Source organism: Glutamicibacter sp. V16R2B1, assembly GCF_005774635.1.
Lineage (GTDB): Bacteria > Actinomycetota > Actinomycetes > Actinomycetales > Micrococcaceae > Glutamicibacter > Glutamicibacter creatinolyticus.
Window position 1 is genome coordinate 343,533 of the sequence record NZ_VATX01000012.1, and the last position, 23,899, is coordinate 367,431.

Here is a 23,899-nt window from a genome sequence, read left to right on the forward strand (position 1 = left end):
TGTGGTGTACCGTCGCGCGCGGGCGCAATTGGATGACGCGCGGCGCCCGGCTGCTGGACCGCCGCGGCGCCCGGCTGCTGGACCGCCGCGGCGCCCGGCCCGGGGACGCTGGCGTGACGGCCTACGATGGGAGGGTGCGTAAGGATTTGGCGGGAACTTCTTCACCCACCGGGATCGTGGTGGGGCTTTCGGTGCTTTCCGGCGCGGCCACGGCCTGGCTGGCCGTGCTGCTGGGCGCGGCGGTGGACGCGGCGTTGGACGCCCCGGACGGCGGGGCCGCGGCGCCGGCGCTGCCCGGGTCCTGGTTCATGATGGCCGGAACCGCGCTGGTGCTGGCGGCGGCCGGAACCCTGCTGGTGCCGGTGGTCATCGACCGGGCCAGCGAGCGGATGCTGGAGGGCACCCGGCGCCAGCTGCTGGAGCACTACCTGGCGATCGGGCCGCTGGGGCTGCGCCGGCTCGGGCAGGGGGAGCGGGTGAACACGGCGATGGACGCGGTGGACCGCAAGGTGCGCTTCCGGGCCGGGTTCACCGGGCCGGCGCTGGCGGCGGTGATCACCCCGTTCGTGGTGCTTAGTTTTGTGGCGCTCGCCCTGGACCCGCTGTGCGCCGCGGTCCTGGGGGTGCTGTTGCTGTTGGTGCCGCTGCTGGTGTTCGGGTTCGGTCGGCTGTTCCGGGCCTCCTCCGGCCAGTACCGGCGTTCGCAGGGGATTTTGGCGGCCGTGTTCATGGATGCGCTGCGCAACCTGGGGATGCTGAAGCTGAACAACGCCAGCTTGTGGATGGGGGCGAAGGTCGCCGCCGCGGCGGAGGCGGTGCGGGTGCAGGTGATGCGCCTGCTGGCGCGCAACCAGCTGCTGCTGCTGGTGATCGACGCGAGTTTCGCCCTGCTGCTGCTGGCCGCGGCGGCGGGCCTGGCCTGGTGGCGGGTGGGCACCGGGGTGCTCAGCCCCGGGCAGGGCACCGCGCTGGTGCTGCTCAGCTTCCTGATGCTGGCCCCGGTGAACTACGTGGGCAGCTTCTTCTACATCGGCATGACCGGGCGGGCGGCGCAGGAGAAGATCGCCGAGGCGCTGGCCGAACCGGCGCACCCGGCGATGCTGCAGCCGGTGCCGGTGGACCTGGCCGCCAGCGGGCTGCAGCTGCAGGACCTGGCCGCCGGGTATGAGCGGAACCCGCAGGCGATCCGCGCCGTGAACCTCAGCTTCCCGCCCGGTTCACGCACCGCGGTGATCGGCGCGTCGGGCAGCGGCAAGTCCACATTGCTGCGGGTGTTGAGCGGGCAGCTGGAGACCACCGCCGGCATCGTGCATGATGCCCGCCAGGCGCTGGGCCCGGCCACGCTGCGGCTAAACACCGCGGTGGTTGAGCAGCAGGCGGCGCTGTTTGCGATGAGCCTGCGCGAGAACCTGCTCCTGGCCGACCCGCGCGCCGAGGACGAACAGCTGGTGCGGCTGCTGCGCCAGGTGGGACTCGGGCCCTGGTTTGACGCGCTGGACGAGGGCCTGGATCTGCAGCTGGGGGAGGCCGGGGCGCGGCTCTCCGGCGGGCAGGGCCAGCGCCTGGCGATCGCCCGCGCCCTGCTGGCCGAGCGTCCGGTGCTGCTGCTCGATGAGCCGACCAGCGCCCTGGACGTGCACACCGAACAGCAGGTGCTGCAGCTGCTGCGCACCGCCGGGCAGGGGCGCACCGTGATCACGGTGACCCACCGGCTTTCCCTGCTGGCGGACTATGACCGGGTGGTGGTGATGCACGACGGGCAGGTGGTGCAGGCCGGGCGGCGTGAGGATTTGATGCAGGACACCGGCGGCTACCTGTACCGGGTGATGGGCCAGTACCGGCAGCGGGCCGGGGAAGCGAAAGGGGCACGATGAGCACCGAACACCACCAGGCCCCCGCCCGTGGGCAGCGCCCGCACGCCACGGCCGGCGCGGTGCGCTGGATCCTGGCCAGCACGCGGGACATCGTCGCCCCGCTGCTGCTGGCCAGCGTGCTGGCCTGCCTGACCCGGCTGGTGGCCCTGGCCATCTACTATGTGGCCGGACTCGGCCTCATCCGGGCCAGCGGGCTGGCGCTGGCGCTGCCCGGGTCCGCGGCCGGCTACGGGGTGCTGGCCGGCTGGCTGATCGCCCTGGCCCTGGCCAAGGGGGTGCTGCGCTACGCGGAGCAGTACGTGGGGCACAAGGTCGCGTTCCTGGCGCTGGCCCGGCTGCGCACCCAGGTCTACGCGGACTATGAACGCCAGGCCCCGTTCGCCTCCGGCGCGCACAGCGGCAGCATGCTGCAGCGGGCGGTGCGCGACATCGACCGGGTGGAGGTCTTCTTCGCCCACACCCTGCCCCCGGCCGTGGCCGCGCTGGTGACCAGCGCGCTGGTCGCCGCGCTGGTCGGCTTCGGGGTGGACGGGCCCAGCGGTCTGATCCTGCTCGGCGGCTACCTGGTGCTGGGGCTGCTGGTTCCGTGGCTCGGGCTGGGCAGCCTGCGCCGCGCGGCGGGAGCCGAAGCCGCGGCCCGGGCCCGCACCTCCCGCGCCATCGGCGACACGCTTTCCGGGGCCGAAGCGGTGTTCAGCCTGCACGCGCAGGCGGCGATGACCGACCGGCTGGGGCGCGCCGGCCGGCTGCCCGGCGGGATGCGCCGGGCCTCCTGGGTGCGCGGGCTGCGGGCCAGCGCGGTCGCGGTGGTGCCGTGGCTGGCCGTGCTGGGTGTGGGGGTCGCCGGGCTCGGCCGGGTGCCGGGCGGGGAACTGATCCTGCTGCTGGTGCTCACCGTCCCCTCCTTTGAGGCGGTGCGCGGTGTGGAGGGGTTCGTCGGCTCGCTGCAGGAATCGCTGCACAGCATCCGCACCCTGTACGCCAACCACCTGGCCGAACCGCCGGTGGCCGAACCGGGCGCCGCCCGCGCCCTGGGCGCCGCGGGTGACGGACTGCAGGTGCAGGACCTGAGCGTCCAGCGCCAGGGCCGCACCGTGCTGCGCGCACTGGACCTGGAACTGGGCCGCGGGGAACGGGTGGCGTTGGTGGGCGAATCCGGGTCGGGCAAATCCACGCTGGCCGCCGCGCTGCTGCGCGCCGTCGACTCGCACGGCACCGTGCTCCTGGACGGGGTGCCGATCGACGAGCTGACCCTGAGCGACCTGCGCACCGCGCTGGTGCTGGTGGCGCAGGACGACTCGCTGGTGCGCGGGACCCTGCGCGAAAACCTCACCCTGGGACGCACCGGGATGACCGATGCGACGCTGGCCGGCGTGCTGCAGGAGCTGGGGCTCGGCCAGTGGCTCGCCGCCCAGCGTGATGGGCTTGACACCCGGCTGGGGGAGCGCGGATCGCGGATCTCCGGCGGGCAGCGCCAGCGTCTGGTGCTGGCCCGGGCGCTGCTGCGTGAACCGCAGTTCCTGATCCTCGACGAGGCCACCAGCGCACTGGACACGCACACCGAAACCCTGGTGATGCAGGCCCTGGCACGCCGCGTGGATGCGGGCATGGGGCTGCTGATGATCAGCCACAAGCTCGGTGTGCTGCAGGATTTCGCCGAAGTGATCGTGCTCGCCGACGGGGAAGTCATCGAGCGGGGCAGCGCCGCCGCCCTGCTGGACCGCCCCGACTCGCTCTTCGCCAGGATGCGTCGGCGCGAACTGACCAGCATCGAGGACGGGGCGTAAACCCCGAAGCTGGGAACTGCCAGATCACTGGGAAGAGCCACTTTCGGGCACCAACCCAGTGGGGCTAGGCTCGGGCCATGGCACGGTTTTTCATTCTGATCTTCCTGATAGTGATCACCACGGCCGCCGCAGTGGCCGCGATCTTCGCCTCCGCGCTGGGCAGCGCCGCCTGGCTGGTGCTGGCCGCCTTCTGTGCGGTGCTGCTGGGGGTGGGGATCCACGACCTGCTGCAGACCCGCCACGCGATCCTGCGCAACTACCCGATCCTGGGCCACTTCCGGTTCTTCTTCGAGTTCATTCGCCCGGAACTGCAGCAGTACTTCATTGAGCGGAACACCGACGGCAAGCCCTTTGACCGGGACACCCGTTCGCTGATTTACGCCCGGGCCAAGGGCGCGGACAGCCACAAGGCCTTTGGCACCGAACGGGAGGTGAACGCGGTCGGCTACGAATACCTGCTGCACTCCACCGCGCCGGCCGCCGCGGTCTCGGACCAGCACAAGGTGCGGGTGGGTTCCTCCCAGTGCAGCGCCCCGTATGACATCTCGCTGCTGAACATCTCCTCGATGAGCTTTGGTGCGCTGTCCAAGAACGCGGTGCTGGCCATGAACAAGGGCGCCGCGATGGGTGACTTCGTACATGAAACCGGTGAGGGCGGGCTGACCAAGTACCACCTGGAATACGGGGCGGACCTGTTCTGGGAACTGGGTTCGGGCTACTTCGGCTGCCGCACCAGTGAGGGCCGCTTCAGCCCGGAGGTCTTCGCCCGCAAGGCCGCCCATGAAAAGGTCAAGGGCATCACCATTAAGCTTTCCCAGGGGGCCAAGCCCGGGCTGGGCGGTGTGCTTCCCGGCGCGAAGGTGTCCGCGGAAATCGCCGAGGCCCGCGGCGTGCCCGAGGGGGAGGACTGCATCTCCCCGGCCAGCCACCCCGAATTCTCCACCCCGCGCGAGATGCTGGCCTTCGTCACCCGGCTGCGCGAACTCTCCGGCGGCAAGCCGGTGGGCATCAAGCTGTGCGTCGGTTCGCGCACCGACGTGCTGGCCATTTGCAAGGCGATGCTGGAGACCGGCACCCTAGTCGATTTCATCACCGTGGACGGGGCCGAGGGCGGCACCGGGGCGGCGCCGCTGGAGTACGAGGACACCGTGGGCACCCCGCTGACGGAGGGGCTGATGCTGGTGCACAACGCGTTGATGGGCACCGGGCTGCGCTCGGAGGTGCGGGTGGCGGCCGCGGGGAAGATCGCCAACGGCAATGACATCGTCAAGCGGCTGATCCAGGGCGCGGATTTCTGCTTCGCGGCCCGGTCGATGATGATGGCCACCGGCTGCATCCAGGCCCAGAAGTGCCACACCAACACCTGCCCGGTGGGGGTGGCGACGCAGGACAAGCGCCGGATGCGCGCCCTGGTGGTGGACGACAAGGGCAACCGGGTGTACAACTACCACCGGCTGACGGTGACCGAGGCCAACCAGATCATGGCCTCCATGGGGCTGACCAGCCCGGACCAGCTGAACACCCGGATGCTGCGGCGCCGGGTGAACCTGCAGAGCACCCGCTCCTACGCCTCGCTGTTCCACTGGCTGCGCCCCGGCGAGCTGCTGGAAGACACGCCCACCACCTGGCGTGAGGACTGGGAGGAGGCGGATTCGGACCACTTTGGCGAGCACGCGCCGCTTCGGTTCGGCACCCCGCACGCGGTGGTCCTGATGCCGCCGGCCGGGCAGCCGGGGCACCCGAACACCGTGCCCGCCCCGCGCATCGAGCCGAAGGACCGGCAGGTGGTCAAGCCGGTGCACCAGGATGTCACCCGGCCGGAAGGCAAGCCGGGCAAGATGCAGCACCAGGGCAGCTAGGGGCAGCTAGGGTCCCTGGACCACTTCGGCCAGCCTGGCGGTGTCCACCGCGGCCAGCGTGTCCGGCTCCCAGGCCGGGTTGCGGTCCTTGTCGATCACCTGGGCGCGGATGCCCTCGGCCAGGTCCGGCAGGTACATCAGGTAGTCGGCCAGGCGCAGCTCCCGGTCCAGGGCCCCGCGCAGCAGCGCCTCCTCACGGGCACGGCGCACCGCCAGGAACCCGCTGGTGACACTGGTGGGGGAGTTCGCCCGGATCGCGGCGGCCGCCTCGGCGGCCTTCGGGTGCACCATCTCATCCAACCGCTGCAGCACCTGCTCGGCGGTGCCGGCGGAGAAGGCGTGGTCGATCCAGCCCTGCTCGGCCTGCAGCGCGCTGTCCGGCACCGAACCGTGCAGCAGTTCCAGCGCGGAGATCAGCTGCGCCGGTTCCAGACCCACCAGGTCATCGAGCTCATCGAGCAGCCCGGCAGCGGTCTGCGGGTCGATGACCACCTCGGCGAACCCCAGGAACGGGGCGTCGGCCCCGGTGAAGCTGGCGGCGGTCATCGCGAAGTACTCGCCGAAGTGTCCCGGAGCCATGGCCAGCAGGTGGCTGCCGCCCACGTCCGGGGTGTAGCCGATGCGGGCCTCGGGCATGCCCATGCGCGCATCACTGGTCACCACCCGCACCGGGGCGTGGCTAGCCAGTCCAATTCCGCCGCCCATGGTGATGCCGTGGGCGATGCTCAGCACCGGCTTGGGATAGACCGAGAGGAAATGGTCGATCCTGAACTCCAGCTCCAGCAGCTGCAGGAAGGCGCTGTGGTCCCCGCTGGTCACGGCCTGGTGGAAGGCGGCAATGTCCCCGCCGGCGCAGAACCCGCGCTCGCCGCGGCCGGTGAGCACCACCAGTTGGATCTGCGGGTCATCGGCCCAGCGGCGCAGCACCACATCCAGCTCGGTGAGCATCTCAAGGTTCAGTGCGTTGAGCTTTTCCGGCCGGTTCAGCTCCAGATGTCCTATCGGTCCGAGGGTTCGTGAAACCACCAGTTCGCTCACGGTGCTCCTTGTCATCGTTGCTGTGTTTGGTCCGGGGCCAGTGCCGCCGGGGCGGGCCCACCACCGAGTATGCCAAGGATTGCCGGTTTGCGCCGGATCCGCGGCCGGTCCCCGGCAGCCGTCCGGCGTGCCGGGGCGGATCAGCGCACGGTCGGGTGGCGGTCCAGCACCTGCGCCAGCCGGTCAAGCACCAGGCTGGCCTTGGGCTTGGCGGCCTGGTCGGGCATCAGCGCAAAGATGGAACGGGCCAGGCGGATCTCGGGCGCATCGACCAGGCGCAGTCCCTCCGGGGCGCGGGCCATCGCCAAATCCGGGACCAGGGCGGCGCCGAAGCCGGCGGCCACCAGGTTCAGCGAGGCCTCGAAGTCGTCGCAGTACGCGGCCACTTGCGGGTGGATGTTGTAGGAGGCGAAGAGCCGGGCAATCAGCGTTGCATCGGATGCGCCGGGATGGTGCATGATCCATGGCCACTGGGCCAGCTGGTCCAGGCTGAGGGTGGAGTCATCGGACATCGGCCAGGAGGCGGGGATCACCACGCGGAACTGGTCATCGCCCAGCCAGGTGCGCGAGAGGTTCGCCGGCCAGCTCAGCCCGCCGGGCCCGACCTGGAAGATCAGCGCCAAATCCAGGTCCCCGCCGGCCCCCAGGCCCGCTACGGTCTGCTGGGGTTCGCCGATCCACAGCCGCAGGTTGATGCCCAGCGCGGGCCAGTCCTCGGCCGCCAGCAGCTGCGGCAGCGCGTAGGCGGCCAGGGAGGGGAAGATTCCCACCCGGATTTCCTCGCGTTCGCTGGTGTCCGCCTCCGCGGTGGCCACGTCGGCCATCAGCGCGTCGATGTCCGTCAGCACCCGCTTGGCGTGGCGCACCATGCGCAGTGCGGCCGGGGTGGGGGTGATTGAACGCGCCCCGCGCAGGAACAGCGTGGTTCCTGCGGCGCGCTCCAGGGCGGTCATCTGCTGTGACACGGCGCTGGCGGTGTAGCCCAACCGGGCAGCGGCCGTGGCAAAGGAGCGATGGGCGATGACTTCAAGCAGGGTGCGCAGGTGAACCGGATTTATCACGCATCCCAGTCTAGGCGGTGTTGTTCCCCGGGCCGGTGCAAGACAAGAGGCGCGTGGGGTCCGCGCGGGAAGCGGGCAACGGCCGTGCCCCACGGCGTGGGGAGCGGGAGGCCCATCCGGACCCGGGCGCGGCTGGTGCGGGACACGCGGGGCGCCGGGAAGCGGCCGGGACCTACCTGCCGTCAATCCCGAGCGGAGCCGGGCGCGTTGTACCCCGGGTTTGCCGCCCCCGCTCGGGACGGAACCCGGAAGGGGGCGAAAGGATGCTTCTGTGAGGTGTTAGGCGTCTTCCAGGTCCTCGACCGGGACGTCGTCCTCCTCGTCCTCGTCGTCGTCCTCTTCCGCATCGTCTTCGTCCGTGAACTCGTTATCCAGGTCCGAGTCCTCTTCGAGGTCGTCGTCGAGCAGGTAACCGCGCTGGGCCAGCGGGTCGATGTTGCGCATGGTTTCGGGCATGTCGCTGGAGCCCTCATAGGCCTGCGAATCGCGTCCGTCGTCGGGCTCGTACAGATCGTTGCCGTACTGCGGGGCGAAGTCACCGGGTTCCATGTCGCGGCTCATGACGTACTCCTTCGGTTGTCGAGGAGTATCCTGCCTGCGCCGGGGAACACCCCTCGTGGCTACTTGGTATCTCCAGCCTAGGGCGTGGAGGTAGCCAGAGGAAGTCTTGAAATCGGCGTGTTTCTGCGGCAGTGATTTGGGCCCAGGCGGCGGAAGCCTAGCCGTGGTCCTGGCGGTACTGCTCCAGCAGCGGGGCGCAGCGGTAGGACAGGTGGGTGTGCAGCGCGAACGTGGTCTCCGAGCGGTTCACACCGCGGATGCGCAGGATCTGGCGCAGCGCCGACTGCAGCTGATGGGTGTCCATGGCGGCCAGGCGCAGCCACAGATCGCCGTTGCCGGAGATCTCATGGACCTCCAGGATGTTCGGGATCCCGCGCAGCGCGGAGATGACCGCATCAATGTCGCGGTGCATCACCTCCAGGGTCACGAAGGCCAGCACGTCGTAGCCCAGGCCCGCCAGGTCGATGTCGCGTCCGCCGTCGCGCAGCACCCCGGCCCGCAGCAGCCGGCGCATCCGGGACTGGGCGGTGTTGCGGGCGATGCCCACCTGATCGGCCAGCTCGGAAATCTGGATCCGTGGATCCGCGATCATGGCCAGCAAGATCTTCACGTCCACGTCGTCCAAACGCACCAAAACTACTCTCCGTACTCTTCCGATCCGCCAATTTTTGGATGTTTTGCTCAATGGAACCGTCAATTGGCGATGCAATGCTTTGAAGTATTCCATATTAGTGAAGGAACAGGCTATTCGCGTAGCCATCTCGAAGCAGAATGCTCAATCTCTTCCACCCCTGTTGATCGGCAGGGGACCAGCACGCCGCCACGTCCGGTGGCTGGCGGACACCAGAAAGGCGGGTCGGCGATGTCGGTGATCAGTGAGCTGAGGATGCGTCCCGGCACGGCGGCCAGCTACGACCGGTGGGACGCCACGCCGCGCACCCGCCTGGTGCTCTCCGGGCTGGTGATCTTTGTGCTGCTGTGCGGCGCCAACCTGGCCACCCCACTCTACCCGGGGCTGCAGCAGTCGCTGGGACTGGGGCCGATGGGCACCTCGGTCGCCTTCGCCAGCTACGTGATGGCACTCATCGTCTTTTTGGTCACGGTCGGGCACTGGTCCGACCACATCGGCCGACGCGCCGCGCTGCTGTTGGCCGTGCTGATCGGCCTGGCCGGCACGCTGGTCTTCGGGACCGCCGATGACCTGCTGGGGTTGTGCGCCGGACGCGGGCTGCAGGGGGCCTCGGTCGCCCTGGCCACCGGGGCCAGCGCCGCGGCACTGCGCGAACTGCTGCCCAGTAAGCCCGAATGGGCCTCGCGCTTCACCCTGCTGGCCTCTTCCGGCGGGGTGGCGGTCGGACCGGTCATCGGTGGGCTGTTGGCCCTGTTGCCCGGCGGGCTGGGCACCGCCTTCACCGTCCAGGCCGTGGCGCTGGTGCTGCTGCTCGTGCCCCTGCTGCTGGTGCGGGCCCGCCCGGCCATCGCCGTGGCCGCACCGGGCACCCGGGGCCGGGCGCTGGCGCCACGCGTGGCCAGCGTGCCCTCCGGGGCGCGTGGTGAATTCTGGCTGGCCGCGCTGACCGGTTTCCTCAGTTTTGCGATCTTCGGCTTCATTCTTTCCCTGGCCCCGGGCTACCTGGCCGAGATCTTCGCCATTTCCTGGCTTCCGGTGATCGGGGCGCTGGCCGGCCTGGCGTTGGGCGTCTCCGCCCTGGTGCAGCTGACCCAGATCCGCGGCCGGCACCTGCAAACGGTGGCGCTGCTGCTGATGGCCGCCGGGATGGGGGCCCTGCTGCTCGGGTTGGAGGCGGCGCTGCTGCCCGTCGTGGTGCTGGCGATGATCGTGATCGGGCTGGGGCAGGGGCTGGCGTTCCGTGCCGCCTTTTCCGCCGCCGTGGACGCGGTGGCACCCTCCGAGCACGCCAGCACGGTCTCGGCGATCTACGTGGTCACCTACCTGGGCAGCACCATTCCGGTCATCGGCCTGGGGTGGGCGGCCGGGCACTTTGGCCTGCAGGCCAGCATCCAGGTGTTCCTGATTGGCTGCGTGCTGATGGCCCTGGGGCTGGGGATCGCCTCGGTGCGCTCCACCCGCGCCGCGCGGACCCGTGCCACCCGATAGCCCCACAGGCGCCCGGCGGCAGCGGGCTGCCCGGCGCGGCGTAGAGTGGAAAGCATGAAGGCCTTGTCCCACACCGATTCCGCCACCCGACCCAGCACCGCCGCCCGATGGGCCGTGGCCGCCCGGATCCTGGTCCCGGCCATCTGGCTGGGATTGATCATCGGGATCTCCTTCATCGAGGCGCCGCTGAAGTTCACCGCCCCGGGCATCACCATTCCGCTCGGGCTGGGTATTGGCCGACTGGTTTTCGCGGCGATGAACGTGGTGGAGATCGTCCTGTTCCTGGCCTGGCTGGCCGCCAGCGTTCGGCGCGGCGTGGACCGCTCCTGGTGGGCCGTGTTGGGGTTGAGCGGGTTGTGGCTGCTGATCAAGACCGTGGCCATCCGACCGGGCCTGTCCCGCCGCACCGACGCGGTGCTGGCCGGAAACTTCGAGGGCGGCTCGCTGTGGCACTACGCCTACATCGGCGTGGAGGGCCTGCTGACCGTGACCTTGATCGTGGCACTGTTCATGGCAGTCCGGCGCTGGGTGCGGCTAAGCGCCTGAGCCACCTTGCGCGGTGTACCGCCGCGGCGGACCTCCAGACAACGCAAAATGCCCCGTTGCGGGGCATTTTTTGATTTCACCCACCGGCCATGCCGACGCCCGAGCGGAGGTGCCGGCGCCGGCATGGGGGCGGGGTCGTGGTGTTGCTAGGCGTTGGCGGCCAGGCCGACGGCCTGCGCGGTGAGCCACACCGAATCCAGGCGTTCGGATTCCTGCAGCGGGTAGTGCACGGTGATCAGCTCGTCGGCCTGGCTGGCCTTGGCGAAATGCTCCAGGTATTCGGCGACGTCGGAGGGCGCGCCGACCGCGGTGTAGCGCATCATGTCCAGGACCTGGGCGGCGGGGGCAGTGCCCATGAGCATGTCGATTTCCGCCTCGGTGAACGGTTCCTCCCGATTGCGGCCCAGGAAGGAGGCCACCCGCTGGCGCTTGGCCTGTTCCATCAACTCGTGGGCGCGCTGGGTGCTGTCGGCGGCCAGGACCCCGACCCCGGCAATCACGTAGGGCTTGTCCAGCTGCTGGGAAGGGGTGAACTCGTCCCGGTACAGCTGCACCGCCTGGTGCAGGGCATCCGGGGCGAAGTGGGAAGCGAAGGAATAGGGCAGGCCCAGCTGCGCGGCCAGCTTCGCGCCGAACAGCGAGGAGCCCAGGATGTACAGCGGCACCCGGGTGCCGGCCCCGGGGATCGCCCGGACGGTGGGGATGCGCGATTCATCGGCCAGGTAGGCCTGCAGCTCCAGCACGTCGTGCGGGAAGGTGTCGGCCGCGTTTGGTTCACGGCGCAGCGCGCGGAGGGTGACCGGGTCGGTGCCCGGGGCCCGGCCCAAACCCAAATCGATGCGGTCCCCGAAGATTTCGGCCAGCGTGCCGAATTGCTCGGCGATCACCAGCGGGGAGTGGTTGGGAAGCATGATGCCGCCGGACCCGAGCCGGATCCGGTTGGTGTGGTGGGCGATGTGGCTGATGAGGACCGCGGTGGCCGAGGACGCGATGGTCGCCATGTTGTGGTGTTCGGCGTACCAGATGCGTTCGTAGTTCGCGCGTTCGGCCATCTGGGCCAGGCGTACCGAGGATTTGAAGGAGTCGGCAACCGTGGAGTCCGGTGCCACCGGGGCAAGATCAAGAATGGAAAGCTTCACAGTGGTGCCAACCACGATGGGACCCACGGTATTCCGTCGTGAGGCAGTCCGGGGGCGAGGAAAGTCTCACAAAAAACGGTGCCGAACCGGGAAAGTCCCTGTTCGGCACCGTTCAAGCTTGGCGTGTAGCCGTTTCGCCTTTAGAGAGCGCGAATGTCAGCTGCCTGCAGGCCCTTCGGGCCCTCGACAACCTCGAACTCAACCTTCTGGCCCTCGTCCAGGGTGCGGAAGCCCTGGGTCTGGATGGCGGAGAAGTGTGCGAAGACGTCCGGATCGCCGCTGTCCGGAGCGATGAAGCCGAAGCCCTTTTCAGCGTTGAACCATTTCACGATTCCAGTTGCCATTTATTCCTTGGTCCTTTCAGACGTAATCCCGCCACACCTCGTGGCGGAAATGGTTGTTTCCACGCAAACCGTCGAAGGCTCTCCCGCTGGGAGTTCCGCCGGCCGATTGTGCGAAGCAGCCAGGTCATTCACTTCACGTCTAGAAAGGTTGCCTGACATTCAACGTGTTGACGTCTGCAAGCTTCTAAAGGGTACTTCGCGAATTACTTTGAAACTACATGTCCTAGCCTACGTGGTCTACGGGCCTAACTGAATAACTTCGCCCGAATTAATCTAGATTTTGGTAAAGAATCGACCAATGGTTACCTTGCGAGGGGCTTGACGACCCTTCCAACCACGATCGCGGCCACCAGTGCCAGCAATGCCGCCAGGGACGCGGTGACCAGCACGCCGTGGTCGAACGCGGCGGCCGCGGCCTGCAGCAGGGTTTGCGAGGCGGCCGGGTCCAGCTGCTCGGCCACGGTGTGCGCCCCGGAGAGCGTCTGGGTGGCGGCCTCGGCCTGCTGCTCGCTGAGCGAGGAGGGGACCATGAGGCTGGAGGCGTAGATCCCGTTCAGGATCGTACCCAGTACCGCGGTGCCCAGCACCGAGCCGACCTCGTAGGCGGTTTCGGAGATCGCCGAGGCCGCCCCGGCCTTGGCGGCCGGCACTTCGGAGAGCACCAGGTCGTTGGACAGGGTTTCACTCATCCCCACCCCGAGTCCGAGCAGGCAGAAGGCCACCATCAGCCAGGTGTCACTGCCCGAGGCCCCGGCGAGGACCACCACGGCGTAGGCCAGTGCGCTGAGCACCAGTCCGGCGATCATGACGTTCGAGGTCCCGTAGCGGGCCGAGAAGCGCACCGCCAGCAGCCCGAACACCATGGTCAGCACCAGGCCTGGGGTCATCCACACCCCGGCCTCAAAGGGAGTGAGCCCGGAGATCAGCTGCAGGTGCTGGGAGACGAAGTAGATGAAGCCGACCAGCGAGAACACGCCGATCAGGTTCACCGCCAGCGCTCCGGAGAACACCCGGTTGCCGAACAGGCGCACGTCCAGCATCGGGATGCTGCGCGTCAGCTGACGCCGCACGAACGCGACGGCGCTGACCACCCCGATGGTGATCGCGGCGACTGGGACGTACCAGGGCCCGGAGCTGATCGACTTGATCCCGTAGACGAAGGGCAGCAGCGCCATGATGATCAGCACGATGGAGATCGGGTCGACCTTGCCCGGGTTCGGGTCCCGGGATTCGGGCAGCAGGATCAGCCCGCCAACCAGCAGCGGCAGCAGCATCGGCACGGCCAGGAAGAACACCGAACCCCACCAGAAGTGCTCCAGCAGGATCCCGCCGATCACCGGCCCGAGCACGGCGCCGCCGGAGAACGCGGCGGCCCAGATGGCGATCGCGGTGCGCCGTTCCATCGGGTCGCTGAAGATGTTGCGCAGCAGGGAGAGCGTGGCGGGCATGAGCATGGCGCCGAAGACGCCCAGCAGGGTGCGCGCGGCAATCAGCTGCCCGGCGTCGGTGGCGAAGGCGGCCAGCCCGGAGACCAGGGCGAAGCCGACCGCGCCGGTGAGCAGCACCTTGCGCCGCCCGATGCGATCGCCCAGCGAGCCCATGGGGACCAGCAGGCCGGCCAGGATCAGCGGATAGATGTCGATGATCCACAGCAGCTGGTTGCCCGTGGGTTGCAGCGCAGCGGAGATCGCCGGTACCGCGAAGGACAGCACGGTGTTATCCACCGAGACCAGCAGTACCGGGAACAGCAGCACCACCAGTGCCGCCCAGCGGCGGCGCGGGGTCAAGACGCGCGGCAGGGTTCCGGTAGTTGGTGAAGTCATGGTCAATCCATCTGTGAACGAAGGGAAAGTGGGTAGGGAGTAGCCCACCCCCATTACTGTACCGTCTGGACGGTATTGTTACAATCGGAGGTGTTGTCTGCTTCATCACCGCCATTGGGAGGTAAATCCATGGCCCGTCCACCACTGGCCAAAGCCAAGATCCTCGACGCCTACGTCGCGCTGCTGTGCGACGAGGGGGAGCGGGCCGCGACCATGGACGCCACCGCCGCCCGGGCTGAGGTCTCCAAGGGCGGGCTGCTCTACCACTTCGCCTCCAAGGAGGCGCTGGCCCAGGCGGTCATCGGCGCCTGTGAGGAGCTGGCGGCGCAGGATTGTGAACTAATGAGTCGCGCCCCGGAGGGCATCTCGGTGTACTTCGTGCGCACCTCGGCGGAACTGGGCACCGAATTCGACCGCTACCTGCTGGCCGTGGAACGCCTGGCGCAGGCGGGGGTGGACGCCGCGGCCCAGAGCCTGCAGCGCATCAGCCAGGACTGGTACGAACTGATCCTGGGCGAGGTCGGGGACCCGACCGTGGCCCAGGCGATCATGCTCATCGGCGAGGGGATCTACGCCCACGCCGGACGCCCGGCGTGGTGGCACGACTCGGATTTTGATGCACGGCTGGCTCAGTTACTAGAGTTGGTGCCGAAACTGAAAAAGTTGGGTGATTTCAACCAATGACGGTCTGCTGAGGGAGCACATGAATCAACGACAGGGCACCACGCCCCTCAAGGGCCGCATCGGGGCGTTGCTGGGCATCCTGCTCATGGCCCTGTCACTGCGTGCGGCGGTGGTCTCCGTGCCGCCGCTGCTGCAGCGGATCTCCGAGAACATCGCGTTCACCGAATTCACCACCGGGCTGCTGGCCATGCTGGCCCCCATCGCCTTCGCGGTCTTCGGGCTGCTCACCCCGCGGCTGATCCGGGCCTGGGGCCTGGAGCGCACCCTGGTGGTCTCGGTGCTGCTGGCCATCGTCGGACAGGTGATCCGCCCCTGGGTTTCGGACGTGTACCTCTTCCTGGGGCTGTCGATCGTCGCGCTGGCCGGCTACGGCATGGGCAACGTGGTGCTGCCGCCGCTGGTGAAAAAGTACTTCCCGGACCACATCGGCGTGGTCACCAGCGGGTACGTGACCCTGCTGGCCGTGGGCACGTGGGTGGCCCCGCAGTTCTCGGTCCCGCTGGCCAACGCCTCCACCTGGCAGCTGTCCATCGGCTCGTGGGCGCTGCTCTCCGCGGTGGTGCTGCTGCCCTGGCTGCTGCAGCTGATCGCCGACCGGAAGGTGGCGCGCCCGGACATGCCCGCGCCGCTGGCCGGCGGCAGTGCGCCGGGGCTGAAGCTGAACCCCTGGAAGTCCAAAGTGGCCTGGGGGCTGGCGATCTACCTGGCCGGCAACTCCGCCCAGACCTACGTCTACTTCACCTGGCTGCCGCCCTACCTGACCGCGATGGGCCTGAGCGAGGGCACCTCCGGTTCGATGCTGGCGCTGTTCGCGATCCTGGGCCTGCCGGTCAGCCTGCTGGTGCCGCTGTGGGTGCCGCGGCTAAAGCACCCGATCGTGGCGGTGGGCGTGTTCACCGCCTGCTGGATCGGCGGGCACCTGGGCATCTACCTGTCCCCGACGAACAACACCGCCGTGTGGGTGGCGCTGGCCGGCCTGGGCCAGGGCACGTTTGCGATCGCACTGCTGATGATGAACCTGCGCTCGCGCACCACCTACGGTTCGGGCGTGCTGTCCGGCTTCGCCCAGGGGCTGGGGTACGCCGGGGCGGCCGTGGTGCCGATGCTCTTCGGCGTGGTGCAGAAGGCCACCGACTCCTGGGGCGCGGCTTTTGCGATGCTCGGCGGGTGCATCGTGGTGATGCTGGCCGGGGCGATCATGATCAACCCGCCGCGGGCCATCGAGGACACCATCCCCGGGGCCGAGGACCTGGGCAAGCTCGAGCGCATCGACTGACCCGGGCCGGCGGGAGCGGCGGCAGGCGGCCTAGTAGTTGCGCTGCGGCCCGTCCCCAGGGGGCGCGGCCGGCTGGCGGTGCCAGTGCCCGGCCGCCAGCGGCACCCGCCAGCCGTACTTGATCGCCGCCAGCCGGGTGGCGATCACCAGCACCGCGGTGATGATCCCCAGCGTGGTGGAGAACCAGCCCAGCGTCCAGCTCAGCGTGGTCAGCCCCGCCCCGGCGATCGCCGGAACCGCGTAGAGGTCGCGCGGGTTGAACAGTTCCGGGGTGACGTTGGCGATGACATCGCGCATCAGCCCGCCGCCCACCGCGGTGCTCACCCCCAACAGCACCGAGGAGACCGGGTTCATCCCGTAGTCCAGGGCCTTTAGCGTGCCGGTGATGCAGAACAGTCCCAGCCCGCCGGCGTCGAACACCAGCACCAGGCGGTGCAGCTTCTTGACCGCCGGGGTGAACAGGTACACCAGCACGGCACTGAGCACGACCGGGATGAAGTAGACCGGGTTGCTGAACGTGGCCGGGGTGTCGCTGAGGATCAGATCGCGCACGATGCCCCCGCCCAGGCCTCCGACTCCGGCCAGGAACACCGAGCCGATGATGTCAAAGCCGCGGCGCACCGCCACCAGTGACCCGGCGATCGCGAAGAAGAACGTGCCGATCAGCTCAACGGCCAGGACCATGGTGGGCATCATGGGTTGGTGGGCTCCCCTTCGACACGGTGGGCGCGGCTTCGCGCGCCCCGAACGCTACCCATTATGCGTCGTGTTCCGGCGCCCGCAGAATCCGGGCGATGCGCTGGACCGTGTTCAGGTTCCGGGTGGTGTGCAGGTGAGTGGGGCCCAGGCGCTGCAGCGCCTGGGCCAGCGGGTCACTGGTGCTGGTGCCGCGTTCGGCCACCCAGCCAAGGGCCGGGCCGTGCACGGCGAACGGTTCGGCGGCCCGCAGCCCGCGGCAGGCCAGCTGTTCCTCCAGCGCCGCGGCCAGCGCGCCGGCCGCCGCGGGGGAGGGGGTGAAGCTCAGGTAGCGATGGTAGTTCCCATGTGGCGGCTGAACCGGAAAGCCGGTGGCCAAGGCGGCGAACCCGGGGCCGGGGTAGGCCAGACAGCGGATCCGGTGGCCGAACTGCGCATCGATCGCCTGCTCCGCCCGCCTGCCGGTGGCCGGCGGATCCAGTTCGCTGGTGAGGATCGCGTTGCCGGTGGCCAGCACCGTGCGCACCGCGGCGAACCCGGCCTCCTGCAGGATGCGGGCCAGCTCGGCCATGGGCAGCTTGATCCCGCCGACGTTGATCCCGCGCAGCAGCAGGACCTGCTCGCCGGGTTCTGCCCGGCCCGGATCCGGCCGCCCTTGCTCCTGGCGTGTGCGTGTCATGGCTTCATCCAAGCGCACCATCGCCAGCGTGTCGAGCGGGCGGTGCGGGGCTTGGACGGGGCAGAAGCCGGGGGACGGCGATGGCCTAGGATCGAACCATGAGCAAGCAGCTTCCCCATGGTTCCTGGCCGTCCTCGATCAGCGCCGCACAGGTGGCGGCCGGCACCAAGCCGCTGGGCGGTGCGGCCTTCGCCGGAGATGAGGTCATCATCCAGCAGGCCCGGCCCGAGCAGGGCGGGCGGATCACGCTGTGGCGCCACGATGCGACCAGCGGTGAGCGCCGGCAGGAGCTGATCCCGCGCGAGTACAACGTGCGCTCCCGGGTGCACGAATACGGCGGCGCCTCCTGGGCCCTGCTGCCCGGGGCGGAGCCGGGCCGGTGGGGCATCGTCTTCGCGAACTTCACCGACCAGCGGCTCTACCTCATTTCCGCACCCGGCGCGGCACCGGTGGCGCTGACCCCGCCGAGCCTTGAGCAGGGCAACCCGACCCTGCGCTTTGCCGAACTGGTGCCCACCGCCGCGGGGGACGCGGTGCTGGCGATCATGGAGGACCTCTGTGGCGAACCGGTGCGCCACATCGTGGCGGTCCCGCTGGATGCCAGCGCCGCCACCGACCGTGCGGCGCTGAACGTGCTGACCCCGCCGGCCCGCTTCGTCGCCTTCCCGCGGCTGAGCCCCGATGCGCGGCAGCTGGCCTGGATCAGCTGGGAGCACCCGAACATGCCCTGGGACGGCACCGAGCTGCACCTGGCCACCCTCACCGGCACCTCGTTGCGCACCGCCGGGCTGGCCGATGAGCGGGTGATCGCCGGCTCCGGGCAGACCTCGGTGCTGCAGCCCGAATGGGTTGACGGGCAGCGCCTGGCGTTCATCAGCGACGCCTCGGGCTGGTGGAACCCGTACCTGTACGACGTGGCCGCCGGCACCAGCCGCCCGCTGCTGCAGCGCGAGGAGGAATTCGCCGGCCCGCTGTGGCAGGTCGGCACCACCTGGTACACCGTGGAATCGGAGAACACCCTGCTGGTCAGCCACGGCACCGGGCTGACCGGGCTGTCCCGGCTGCGCATCGATGACGGGCAGCTGCAGCCGCTGCGGCTGCCGGTGACCCGGATCCGTCCGCTGCAGCTGTGCGGCCGCCAACTGCTGGCCGCGACCTCCTCGATGACCCAGGGCGAGCAGATCAGCCTGATCGACCTGGCGGTGGTGGACGGGCGGGACGCGCCGGACGGCACCCGGGACGAGGCAGCCACCGGGGACGAGGCAGCCACCCGGGGTGCGGCCTGCCTGCGCCCGCTGGCCCGGGCCATCGATCAGCTGCCCGCGGCCGACCAGCTGCCGCAGGTGGAGGAGCTGGACGCCCGCAACGCCGACGGTGAAGCGGTGCACGCGCTGCTCTACCGTCCGCGCAACCAGGGCTACCGGGGGCCGGAGGGGCACAAGCCGCCGTTCATCACCATGGTGCACGGCGGGCCGACCTCGCAGGCCGCCGCCACCCTTTCGGCCACCATCGCCTACTACACCTCCCGGGGAATCGGGGTGGTGGATGTGAACTACGGCGGCTCCAGCGGCTACGGGCGCGCCTACCGCAACCGGCTGCGTGGGCAGTGGGGCGTGGTGGACGTGGCCGACACCGTCGCGGTGATCGACGCGCTGATCGAGCGCGGCATCGCCGACCCGCAGCGGATCGGGATCGAGGGCGGCTCGGCCGGCGGCTGGACCGTGCTCTCGGCGCTGACCAACTCGGACCGGTTCACCGCCGGGATCAGCCGCTACGGCGTCTCCGACCTGGTGGCACTGGTCGCCGACACCCATGACTTCGAATCCCAGTACATGTTCTCCCTGGTCGGGCCCTACCCACAGGAGGCCGAGCTCTACGCCCAGCGGGCACCGATCAACCACCTGCAGAACATCAGCTGCCCGGTGCTGGTGCTGCAGGGCGATGAGGACAAGGTGGTGCCCCCGGCCCAGTCACAGGTGGTCGTCGATGAGCTGGCCCGGCGCGGCATCCCGCACGCCTACCTGCTCTTTGCCGGGGAACAGCACGGGTTCCGCCAGGAGGCGAACATCATCGCCGCATTGGAAGCCTCCCTGGCGTTCTACGCCCAGGTGTTCGGCTTCGAGGCGGATGTGCCGCCGCTGGAATTGTCCTGACCCAACTGCGCTGGCCGTGGCCGGGCGTGGACTTCTGGCCGCGCCGCGGCGCGGCTACTGGCCGGGCTGCTGCCAGGAGCTGCGCAGCTTCTCCATCTCGCGCCGATCCTTCTTGGTGGGCCGGCCGGTGCCGCGGTCGCGGACCGGAACCATCGGGATGACGAGCTTCTCGCGCGGGGCAGTGTGGTCGATGTAGCACTTGGCAGCCACTGGGGCACCGACCCGCTTGGTGATCAGGGCGGTGACCTCCAGCTCGCGGTCGAACCCGTCCTTGCGCACCCGCAGCCGGTCCCTGGGCACCACCTGCTGGGAGGCCTTCACCGGGCTGCCGTTCAGCTTCACGTGCCCGGCCCGGCACGCGGTGGTGGCCGCCGAACGGGTCTTGTAGATGCGCACGGCCCACAGCCAGGCATCCAGCCGCGCTTTGGAAGTAGTGGGGATCTGGACCATGTCTACGAGTTTAGGCCAGGATGCATCCGGGAACCGGATAGCGTCTGCGGCGCGGCACCCGGCAGCTTCCATCCTCGCCCCGCCGCCGTGCCGAGGTAAAGATCACACCCCATGCCTGCCCCTCACCGGTGCCAGGGCAGGAAAAAGCCAGGGCACTGCCGGTGCACCGGCCGTGTCCCGCGCAGGTGCCGGGCCCGCCGTTTTGACGGTCCCAGCGCCCGTGGGCCGTCTTTGCGGCTAGCCGCTGTAGGCCCCGGCATCGGTGCAGGCCTGCTTTAGGCTGTTGGCAATTTTTTCGGGCGCCGTCCTGTCGCCCCGATCGGCCAGCTCCTTGAGCGGATCGATGATCGAGGCCGGCAGGCCGCCTCCGTCGATCGCGCCAATCATTGAGGTCAGGACCCTGATCTCACTGTTTTCCAGCTGGCCATCCTGTACCGGCGCGCAGGCCTGGCGCACGAACTCCTTGGACGCGGCATCGGTGAGTTGCCCCACGGCCTCCGAGGCCTGCTGCTCGACCATGGAGCACCCGGTGACCACGGTGGCCAGCAGTGCGAGTGCGGCCGTACCCAGTACTTTGCGTGTGTGCTCTTTCCCCATGGAAAACCACTTTAATAGGCAACGTTGGGGATCAGCTGAATGAGAGCCGAGTCGATCATCCAAGCCGTGAACCCGGTGGTGCACAATGGATCGGTGAGCAGTGCAGAACAACGAATTATCCAGCGCCTGGCCGAGGAGCTTTCCGCCACCACGCAGGTGAAGACCTGGCAGGTCAAGGCGGCCATCGAACTGCTGGACTCCGGATCCACGGTGCCCTTCATCGCCCGCTACCGCAAGGAAGTGACCGGCACGCTGGACGACGCCCAGCTGCGCCTGCTCGAGGAGCGGTTGCGCTACCTGCGCGAATTGGAGGACCGCAGGGTTGCGGTGCACCAGGCGATCGAGGAGATGGGCAAGCTCACCGACGAGTTGGCCGCCGCCATCGCCGCGGCCACCACGAAGGCCGAACTGGAGGACATCTACCTGCCGTTCAAGTCCAAGCGGCGCACCAAGGCGCAGATCGCCCGCGAAGCCGGGTTGGAGCCGGTCGCCGAGCAGCTGCTGGCCGACCCCCAACTGGACCCCGACGCCCTGGCCGAACGCTACCTGAACGCCGAGGCCGGCTTCGCCACCACCACCGATGTGCTTTCCGGGGCCCGCTCGATCGTCACCGAACGGGTCTCCCAGGACGTGGCGCTGACCGGGCAGCTGCGCGAACGGCTGTGGAGCACCGGCAAGATCGGCGCGAGCGTCAGCCCCACCGCCTCAAGCGAGGGGCAGGGCAAGTACGCGGACTACCTGGACTACGCCGCCCCCATGGACTCGCTGCCGGCCCACCGGGTGCTGGCGCTGCTGCGCGGGGAACGCGACGGGGTGCTGAACCTGCAGCTGGCCGAGGCCGATCCGCGCGATGTAACCGCGGTGGCCGAGGCCCGCTCCGGCTACGAGGCCGCGGTGGCCCGCAGCCTGGGCATCACCGCCCCCGCCGATGCCCCGGCGGGCAAGTGGCTGGCACAGACCGTCCGCCTGGCCTGGAAGGCCCGGCTGCTGACCCGCTTCGAATCCGATTTGCGCACCCGGTTGTTCGAGGCCGCCGAGGACGAGTCGGTGAAGATTTTTGCCGCGAACCTGCGTGACGTGCTGCTGGCCGCCCCGGCCGGCTCCAAGGCCGTGCTGGGCCTGGACCCGGGGCTGCGCACCGGGGTGAAGGTGGCGGTGGTGGACCGCACCGGGCAGGTCGTGGACACCGCCACCATCTACCCGCACGCCCCGGCCAACAAGTGGGACCAGTCGGTGCAGGTGCTGACCGCCCTGGCCCGCAAGCACGGCACCGAGCTGATTGCGGTGGGCAACGGCACCGCCGGGCGGGAAACCGACCGGCTGGCCGCCGCCGTCATCAAGGAGCTGACCGGCGCCAAGCCGGCCAAGGTGATTGTCTCCGAGGCCGGCGCCTCGGTGTACTCGGCCTCCGAACTGGCCAGCCAGGAGCTGCCGGGCATGGACGTGTCGCTGCGCGGGGCGGTCTCGATCGCCCGGCGCCTGCAGGACCCGCTGGCCGAACTGGTCAAGATCGACCCCAAGTCCATCGGCGTGGGCCAGTACCAGCACGACGTCAGCGCCGCGAAGCTGGACCGTGCCCTGGACGCGGTGGTCGAGGACTGCGTGAACGCGGTGGGCGTGGATGTGAACACCGCCTCCCCGGCTCTGCTCTCCCGCGTCGCCGGGGTCGGGCCGCTGCTCAGCCGCAACATTGTCGAGCACCGCAACGCCAACGGCCCCTTCGCCACCCGCAAGGACCTGCTCAAGGTGCCGCGCCTGGGCGCCAAGGCCTTCGAACAGTGCGCCGGGTTCCTGCGCATCACGTCCGGCACCGACCCGCTGGACGCCTCCGCGGTGCACCCCGAGGCCTACGCGCTGGCCCGCACCCTGCAGCACAGTGCCCAGGAGCGCGGCCGCCGGCTGGCCGAACTGGATCCCGCCGAGTTCGTCACCGAACAGTTCGGTGAACCCACCATCCGCGACGTCATCACCGAACTGCAGCGTCCCGGACGCGACCCGCGCGGGGAGTTCGTCACCGCGGCGCTGAAGGAGGGCGTGGAAACCCTCAACGACGTGAAGCCGGGCATGATCCTGGAGGGCACGATCTCCAACGTTGCCGCGTTCGGCGCGTTCGTGGACATCGGGGTCCACCAGGACGGGCTGATCCACGTCTCGGCGCTGAGCAACAAGTTCATCTCCGACCCCCGCGAGGTCGTCACCTCAGGGCAGATCGTGAAGGTCAAGGTCCTGGACGTCGACGCCGCCCGCAAGCGCATCTCCTTGACCCTGCGGTTGGATGACCCGTTGCCCGGGCAGAGCACCCCGGACCAGCCGGCCGGTTCCCGGCAGCGCAATCCGCAGCGAAACGGCCAGCGCAACCAGGGCCAACGCGGCGCCCGCCGGGCGCCGGGGCCGCGCAAGGAATCGGCTCCGGCCAATACCGCGATGGCCGAGGCGCTGCGCAAGGCCGGATTGGGATAACCTCTTACGACCCTGGCTTCCCCTACCCTCCGGCCACCCGGGCCCGTGGGGTAGGGGTGCCAAACCAAACTTTGCTACGCCTCAACTAAGTGCAAGTCAGACCGCTGGTGTGAGCTAATTCGGCAGCTGCTTAGTGTGCCTAAACTTCGGTGACAAGCGCGCCGAATGCGCCTATTGTAAAAACATGGAACTTACAGGAAAACTGGCAGAAGCCTTCAACCAGCAGATCACCCTTGAACTGACCGCTGCCACGGTCTATCGCCAGCTGGCCGCCGAAATGGAAGTGCTCAGCTTCCCCGGCATCGCCAACTGGTTCCGCGCCCAGTCGCAGGAAGAGATCGTGCACGCGGAGAAGTTCATCATGCACATGGCCGACCGCGGCGCCCACCCGAAGATCGGGGAGCAGCCCGCCCCGAGCCTGAATGTGCGCAGCGTCGAGGACGCCTTCGCGGCCTCCCTGGCCCACGAGCAGAAGGTCTCCGCCGCCATCCGCGAACTGTACCGCGTGGCCCAGAATGAAGCGGACCTGGACTGCCTGCCGCTGCTGCACTGGTTCATCGACGAGCAGGTCGAGGAAGAGGCGACCGTTGGGGAAATCCTGGACCGCGTGCGCCTGGTGGGCGATGACGGCAGCGGCCTGCTGCGCATCGAGGCGGAACTGGCCTCCCGCGATTCCGCGGAGTAAAAAGTCCTCACTCGCCGCGGGCGATTGATTAATGAAATAAACTTAGGGAAGCAATGATTGTTGCTTCC

The 23,899-nt window shown here is 69.1% G+C and carries 21 protein-coding genes; 10 read left to right on the forward strand and 11 right to left on the reverse strand.

The window, feature by feature from the left end; all coding sequences use genetic code 11:
• Window positions 1-32 precede the first annotated feature (32 nt).
• The 3 genes from FDN03_RS08940 (at window position 33) to FDN03_RS08950 (ending at window position 5,520) form a co-directional block, all read left to right on the forward strand.
• Window positions 33-1,874 carry an ABC transporter ATP-binding protein gene (locus FDN03_RS08940; RefSeq protein ID WP_171021186.1) on the forward strand — a complete coding sequence of 614 codons (1,842 nt, stop codon included), beginning with the start codon at window positions 33-35 and terminating at the stop codon, window positions 1,872-1,874.
• Complete coding sequence (locus FDN03_RS08945; protein ID WP_138176079.1) at window positions 1,871-3,661, forward strand: ABC transporter ATP-binding protein; 1,791 nt, start codon at window positions 1,871-1,873, stop codon at window positions 3,659-3,661. Before FDN03_RS08940 ends, FDN03_RS08945 begins: the two co-directional genes overlap by 4 nt.
• Before the next feature lie 77 nt (window positions 3,662-3,738).
• A complete protein-coding gene (locus FDN03_RS08950; protein WP_138176081.1) occupies window positions 3,739-5,520 on the forward strand; it encodes an FMN-binding glutamate synthase family protein in 1,782 nt (593 codons plus the stop codon).
• A 6-nt stretch (window positions 5,521-5,526) separates the two neighbouring features.
• Here the strand turns inward: FDN03_RS08950 and FDN03_RS08955 are convergent, their stop codons facing one another.
• The 4 genes from FDN03_RS08955 to FDN03_RS08970 all read right to left on the reverse strand — a co-directional run bounded on the left by FDN03_RS08955 (window position 5,527) and on the right by FDN03_RS08970 (window position 8,814).
• A complete protein-coding gene (locus tag FDN03_RS08955; RefSeq protein WP_249354455.1) occupies window positions 5,527-6,558 on the reverse strand; it encodes an enoyl-CoA hydratase/isomerase family protein in 1,032 nt (343 codons plus the stop codon).
• Between the two features lie 140 nt (window positions 6,559-6,698).
• A complete protein-coding gene (locus tag FDN03_RS08960; RefSeq protein WP_138176085.1) occupies window positions 6,699-7,619 on the reverse strand; it encodes a LysR family transcriptional regulator in 921 nt (306 codons plus the stop codon).
• Between the two features lie 279 nt (window positions 7,620-7,898).
• Entirely contained in the window at window positions 7,899-8,180 is a 282-nt protein-coding gene (locus tag FDN03_RS08965) for a hypothetical protein (protein ID WP_138176087.1), read from the reverse strand.
• A 157-nt stretch (window positions 8,181-8,337) separates the two neighbouring features.
• Window positions 8,338-8,814: an Lrp/AsnC family transcriptional regulator gene (locus FDN03_RS08970; protein WP_246049623.1), complete on the reverse strand. Its 477-nt coding sequence runs from the start codon at window positions 8,812-8,814 to the stop codon at window positions 8,338-8,340.
• A 228-nt stretch (window positions 8,815-9,042) separates the two neighbouring features.
• On the opposite strand from FDN03_RS08970, the gene FDN03_RS08975 reads away from it, so the two are divergent.
• Complete coding sequence (locus FDN03_RS08975) at window positions 9,043-10,299, forward strand: MFS transporter (RefSeq protein ID WP_138176091.1); 1,257 nt, start codon at window positions 9,043-9,045, stop codon at window positions 10,297-10,299.
• A gap of 54 nt (window positions 10,300-10,353) precedes the next feature.
• Window positions 10,354-10,845: a hypothetical protein gene (locus tag FDN03_RS08980; protein ID WP_138176093.1), complete on the forward strand. Its 492-nt coding sequence runs from the start codon at window positions 10,354-10,356 to the stop codon at window positions 10,843-10,845.
• 146 nt (window positions 10,846-10,991) lie between these two features.
• On the opposite strand, the gene FDN03_RS08985 is transcribed toward FDN03_RS08980, so the two are convergent.
• The 3 genes from FDN03_RS08985 to FDN03_RS08995 all read right to left on the reverse strand — a co-directional run bounded on the left by FDN03_RS08985 (window position 10,992) and on the right by FDN03_RS08995 (window position 14,151).
• Window positions 10,992-11,999 carry an LLM class flavin-dependent oxidoreductase gene (locus tag FDN03_RS08985; protein WP_249354457.1) on the reverse strand — a complete coding sequence of 336 codons (1,008 nt, stop codon included), beginning with the start codon at window positions 11,997-11,999 and terminating at the stop codon, window positions 10,992-10,994.
• Window positions 12,000-12,124: 125 nt separating this feature from the next.
• Window positions 12,125-12,328 carry a cold-shock protein gene (locus FDN03_RS08990; protein WP_013349999.1) on the reverse strand — a complete coding sequence of 68 codons (204 nt, stop codon included), beginning with the start codon at window positions 12,326-12,328 and terminating at the stop codon, window positions 12,125-12,127.
• A gap of 302 nt (window positions 12,329-12,630) precedes the next feature.
• A complete protein-coding gene (locus FDN03_RS08995; RefSeq protein ID WP_138176095.1) occupies window positions 12,631-14,151 on the reverse strand; it encodes an MFS transporter in 1,521 nt (506 codons plus the stop codon).
• A 129-nt stretch (window positions 14,152-14,280) separates the two neighbouring features.
• Here FDN03_RS08995 and FDN03_RS09000 point away from each other — a divergent pair, with 129 nt between their 5' ends.
• The gene (locus FDN03_RS09000) at window positions 14,281-14,835 is read left to right on the forward strand and encodes a TetR/AcrR family transcriptional regulator (protein WP_138176098.1); all 555 of its coding nucleotides are present in this window, start codon (window positions 14,281-14,283) and stop codon (window positions 14,833-14,835) included.
• Window positions 14,836-14,854: 19 nt separating this feature from the next.
• Window positions 14,855-16,111 carry an MFS transporter gene (locus FDN03_RS09005; RefSeq protein WP_138176100.1) on the forward strand — a complete coding sequence of 419 codons (1,257 nt, stop codon included), beginning with the start codon at window positions 14,855-14,857 and terminating at the stop codon, window positions 16,109-16,111.
• A gap of 30 nt (window positions 16,112-16,141) precedes the next feature.
• On the opposite strand, the gene FDN03_RS09010 is transcribed toward FDN03_RS09005, so the two are convergent.
• Both FDN03_RS09010 and FDN03_RS09015 read right to left on the reverse strand, forming a co-directional pair.
• Complete coding sequence (locus FDN03_RS09010; RefSeq protein WP_249354459.1) at window positions 16,142-16,807, reverse strand: trimeric intracellular cation channel family protein; 666 nt, start codon at window positions 16,805-16,807, stop codon at window positions 16,142-16,144.
• Between the two features lie 61 nt (window positions 16,808-16,868).
• On the reverse strand, window positions 16,869-17,486 hold the full coding sequence (locus FDN03_RS09015) for a DUF1697 domain-containing protein (protein WP_171021187.1): 618 nt from the start codon (window positions 17,484-17,486) through the stop codon (window positions 16,869-16,871).
• A gap of 98 nt (window positions 17,487-17,584) precedes the next feature.
• On the opposite strand from FDN03_RS09015, the gene FDN03_RS09020 reads away from it, so the two are divergent.
• Window positions 17,585-19,639: a prolyl oligopeptidase family serine peptidase gene (locus FDN03_RS09020; RefSeq protein WP_138176104.1), complete on the forward strand. Its 2,055-nt coding sequence runs from the start codon at window positions 17,585-17,587 to the stop codon at window positions 19,637-19,639.
• A 54-nt stretch (window positions 19,640-19,693) separates the two neighbouring features.
• Here FDN03_RS09020 and FDN03_RS09025 read toward each other — a convergent pair whose 3' ends face one another.
• Together FDN03_RS09025 and FDN03_RS09030 are read right to left on the reverse strand one after the other, a co-directional pair.
• Window positions 19,694-20,089: an RNA-binding S4 domain-containing protein gene (locus FDN03_RS09025; RefSeq protein ID WP_138176106.1), complete on the reverse strand. Its 396-nt coding sequence runs from the start codon at window positions 20,087-20,089 to the stop codon at window positions 19,694-19,696.
• A 237-nt stretch (window positions 20,090-20,326) separates the two neighbouring features.
• Complete coding sequence (locus tag FDN03_RS09030) at window positions 20,327-20,686, reverse strand: hypothetical protein (protein WP_054821897.1); 360 nt, start codon at window positions 20,684-20,686, stop codon at window positions 20,327-20,329.
• A gap of 39 nt (window positions 20,687-20,725) precedes the next feature.
• Between FDN03_RS09030 and FDN03_RS09035 the strand changes: the two genes are divergently transcribed.
• Window positions 20,726-23,146: a Tex family protein gene (locus tag FDN03_RS09035; protein ID WP_138176108.1), complete on the forward strand. Its 2,421-nt coding sequence runs from the start codon at window positions 20,726-20,728 to the stop codon at window positions 23,144-23,146.
• Between the two features lie 184 nt (window positions 23,147-23,330).
• On the forward strand, window positions 23,331-23,831 hold the full coding sequence (locus FDN03_RS09040; RefSeq protein ID WP_138176110.1) for a ferritin: 501 nt from the start codon (window positions 23,331-23,333) through the stop codon (window positions 23,829-23,831).
• Window positions 23,832-23,899: the final 68 nt, after the last annotated feature.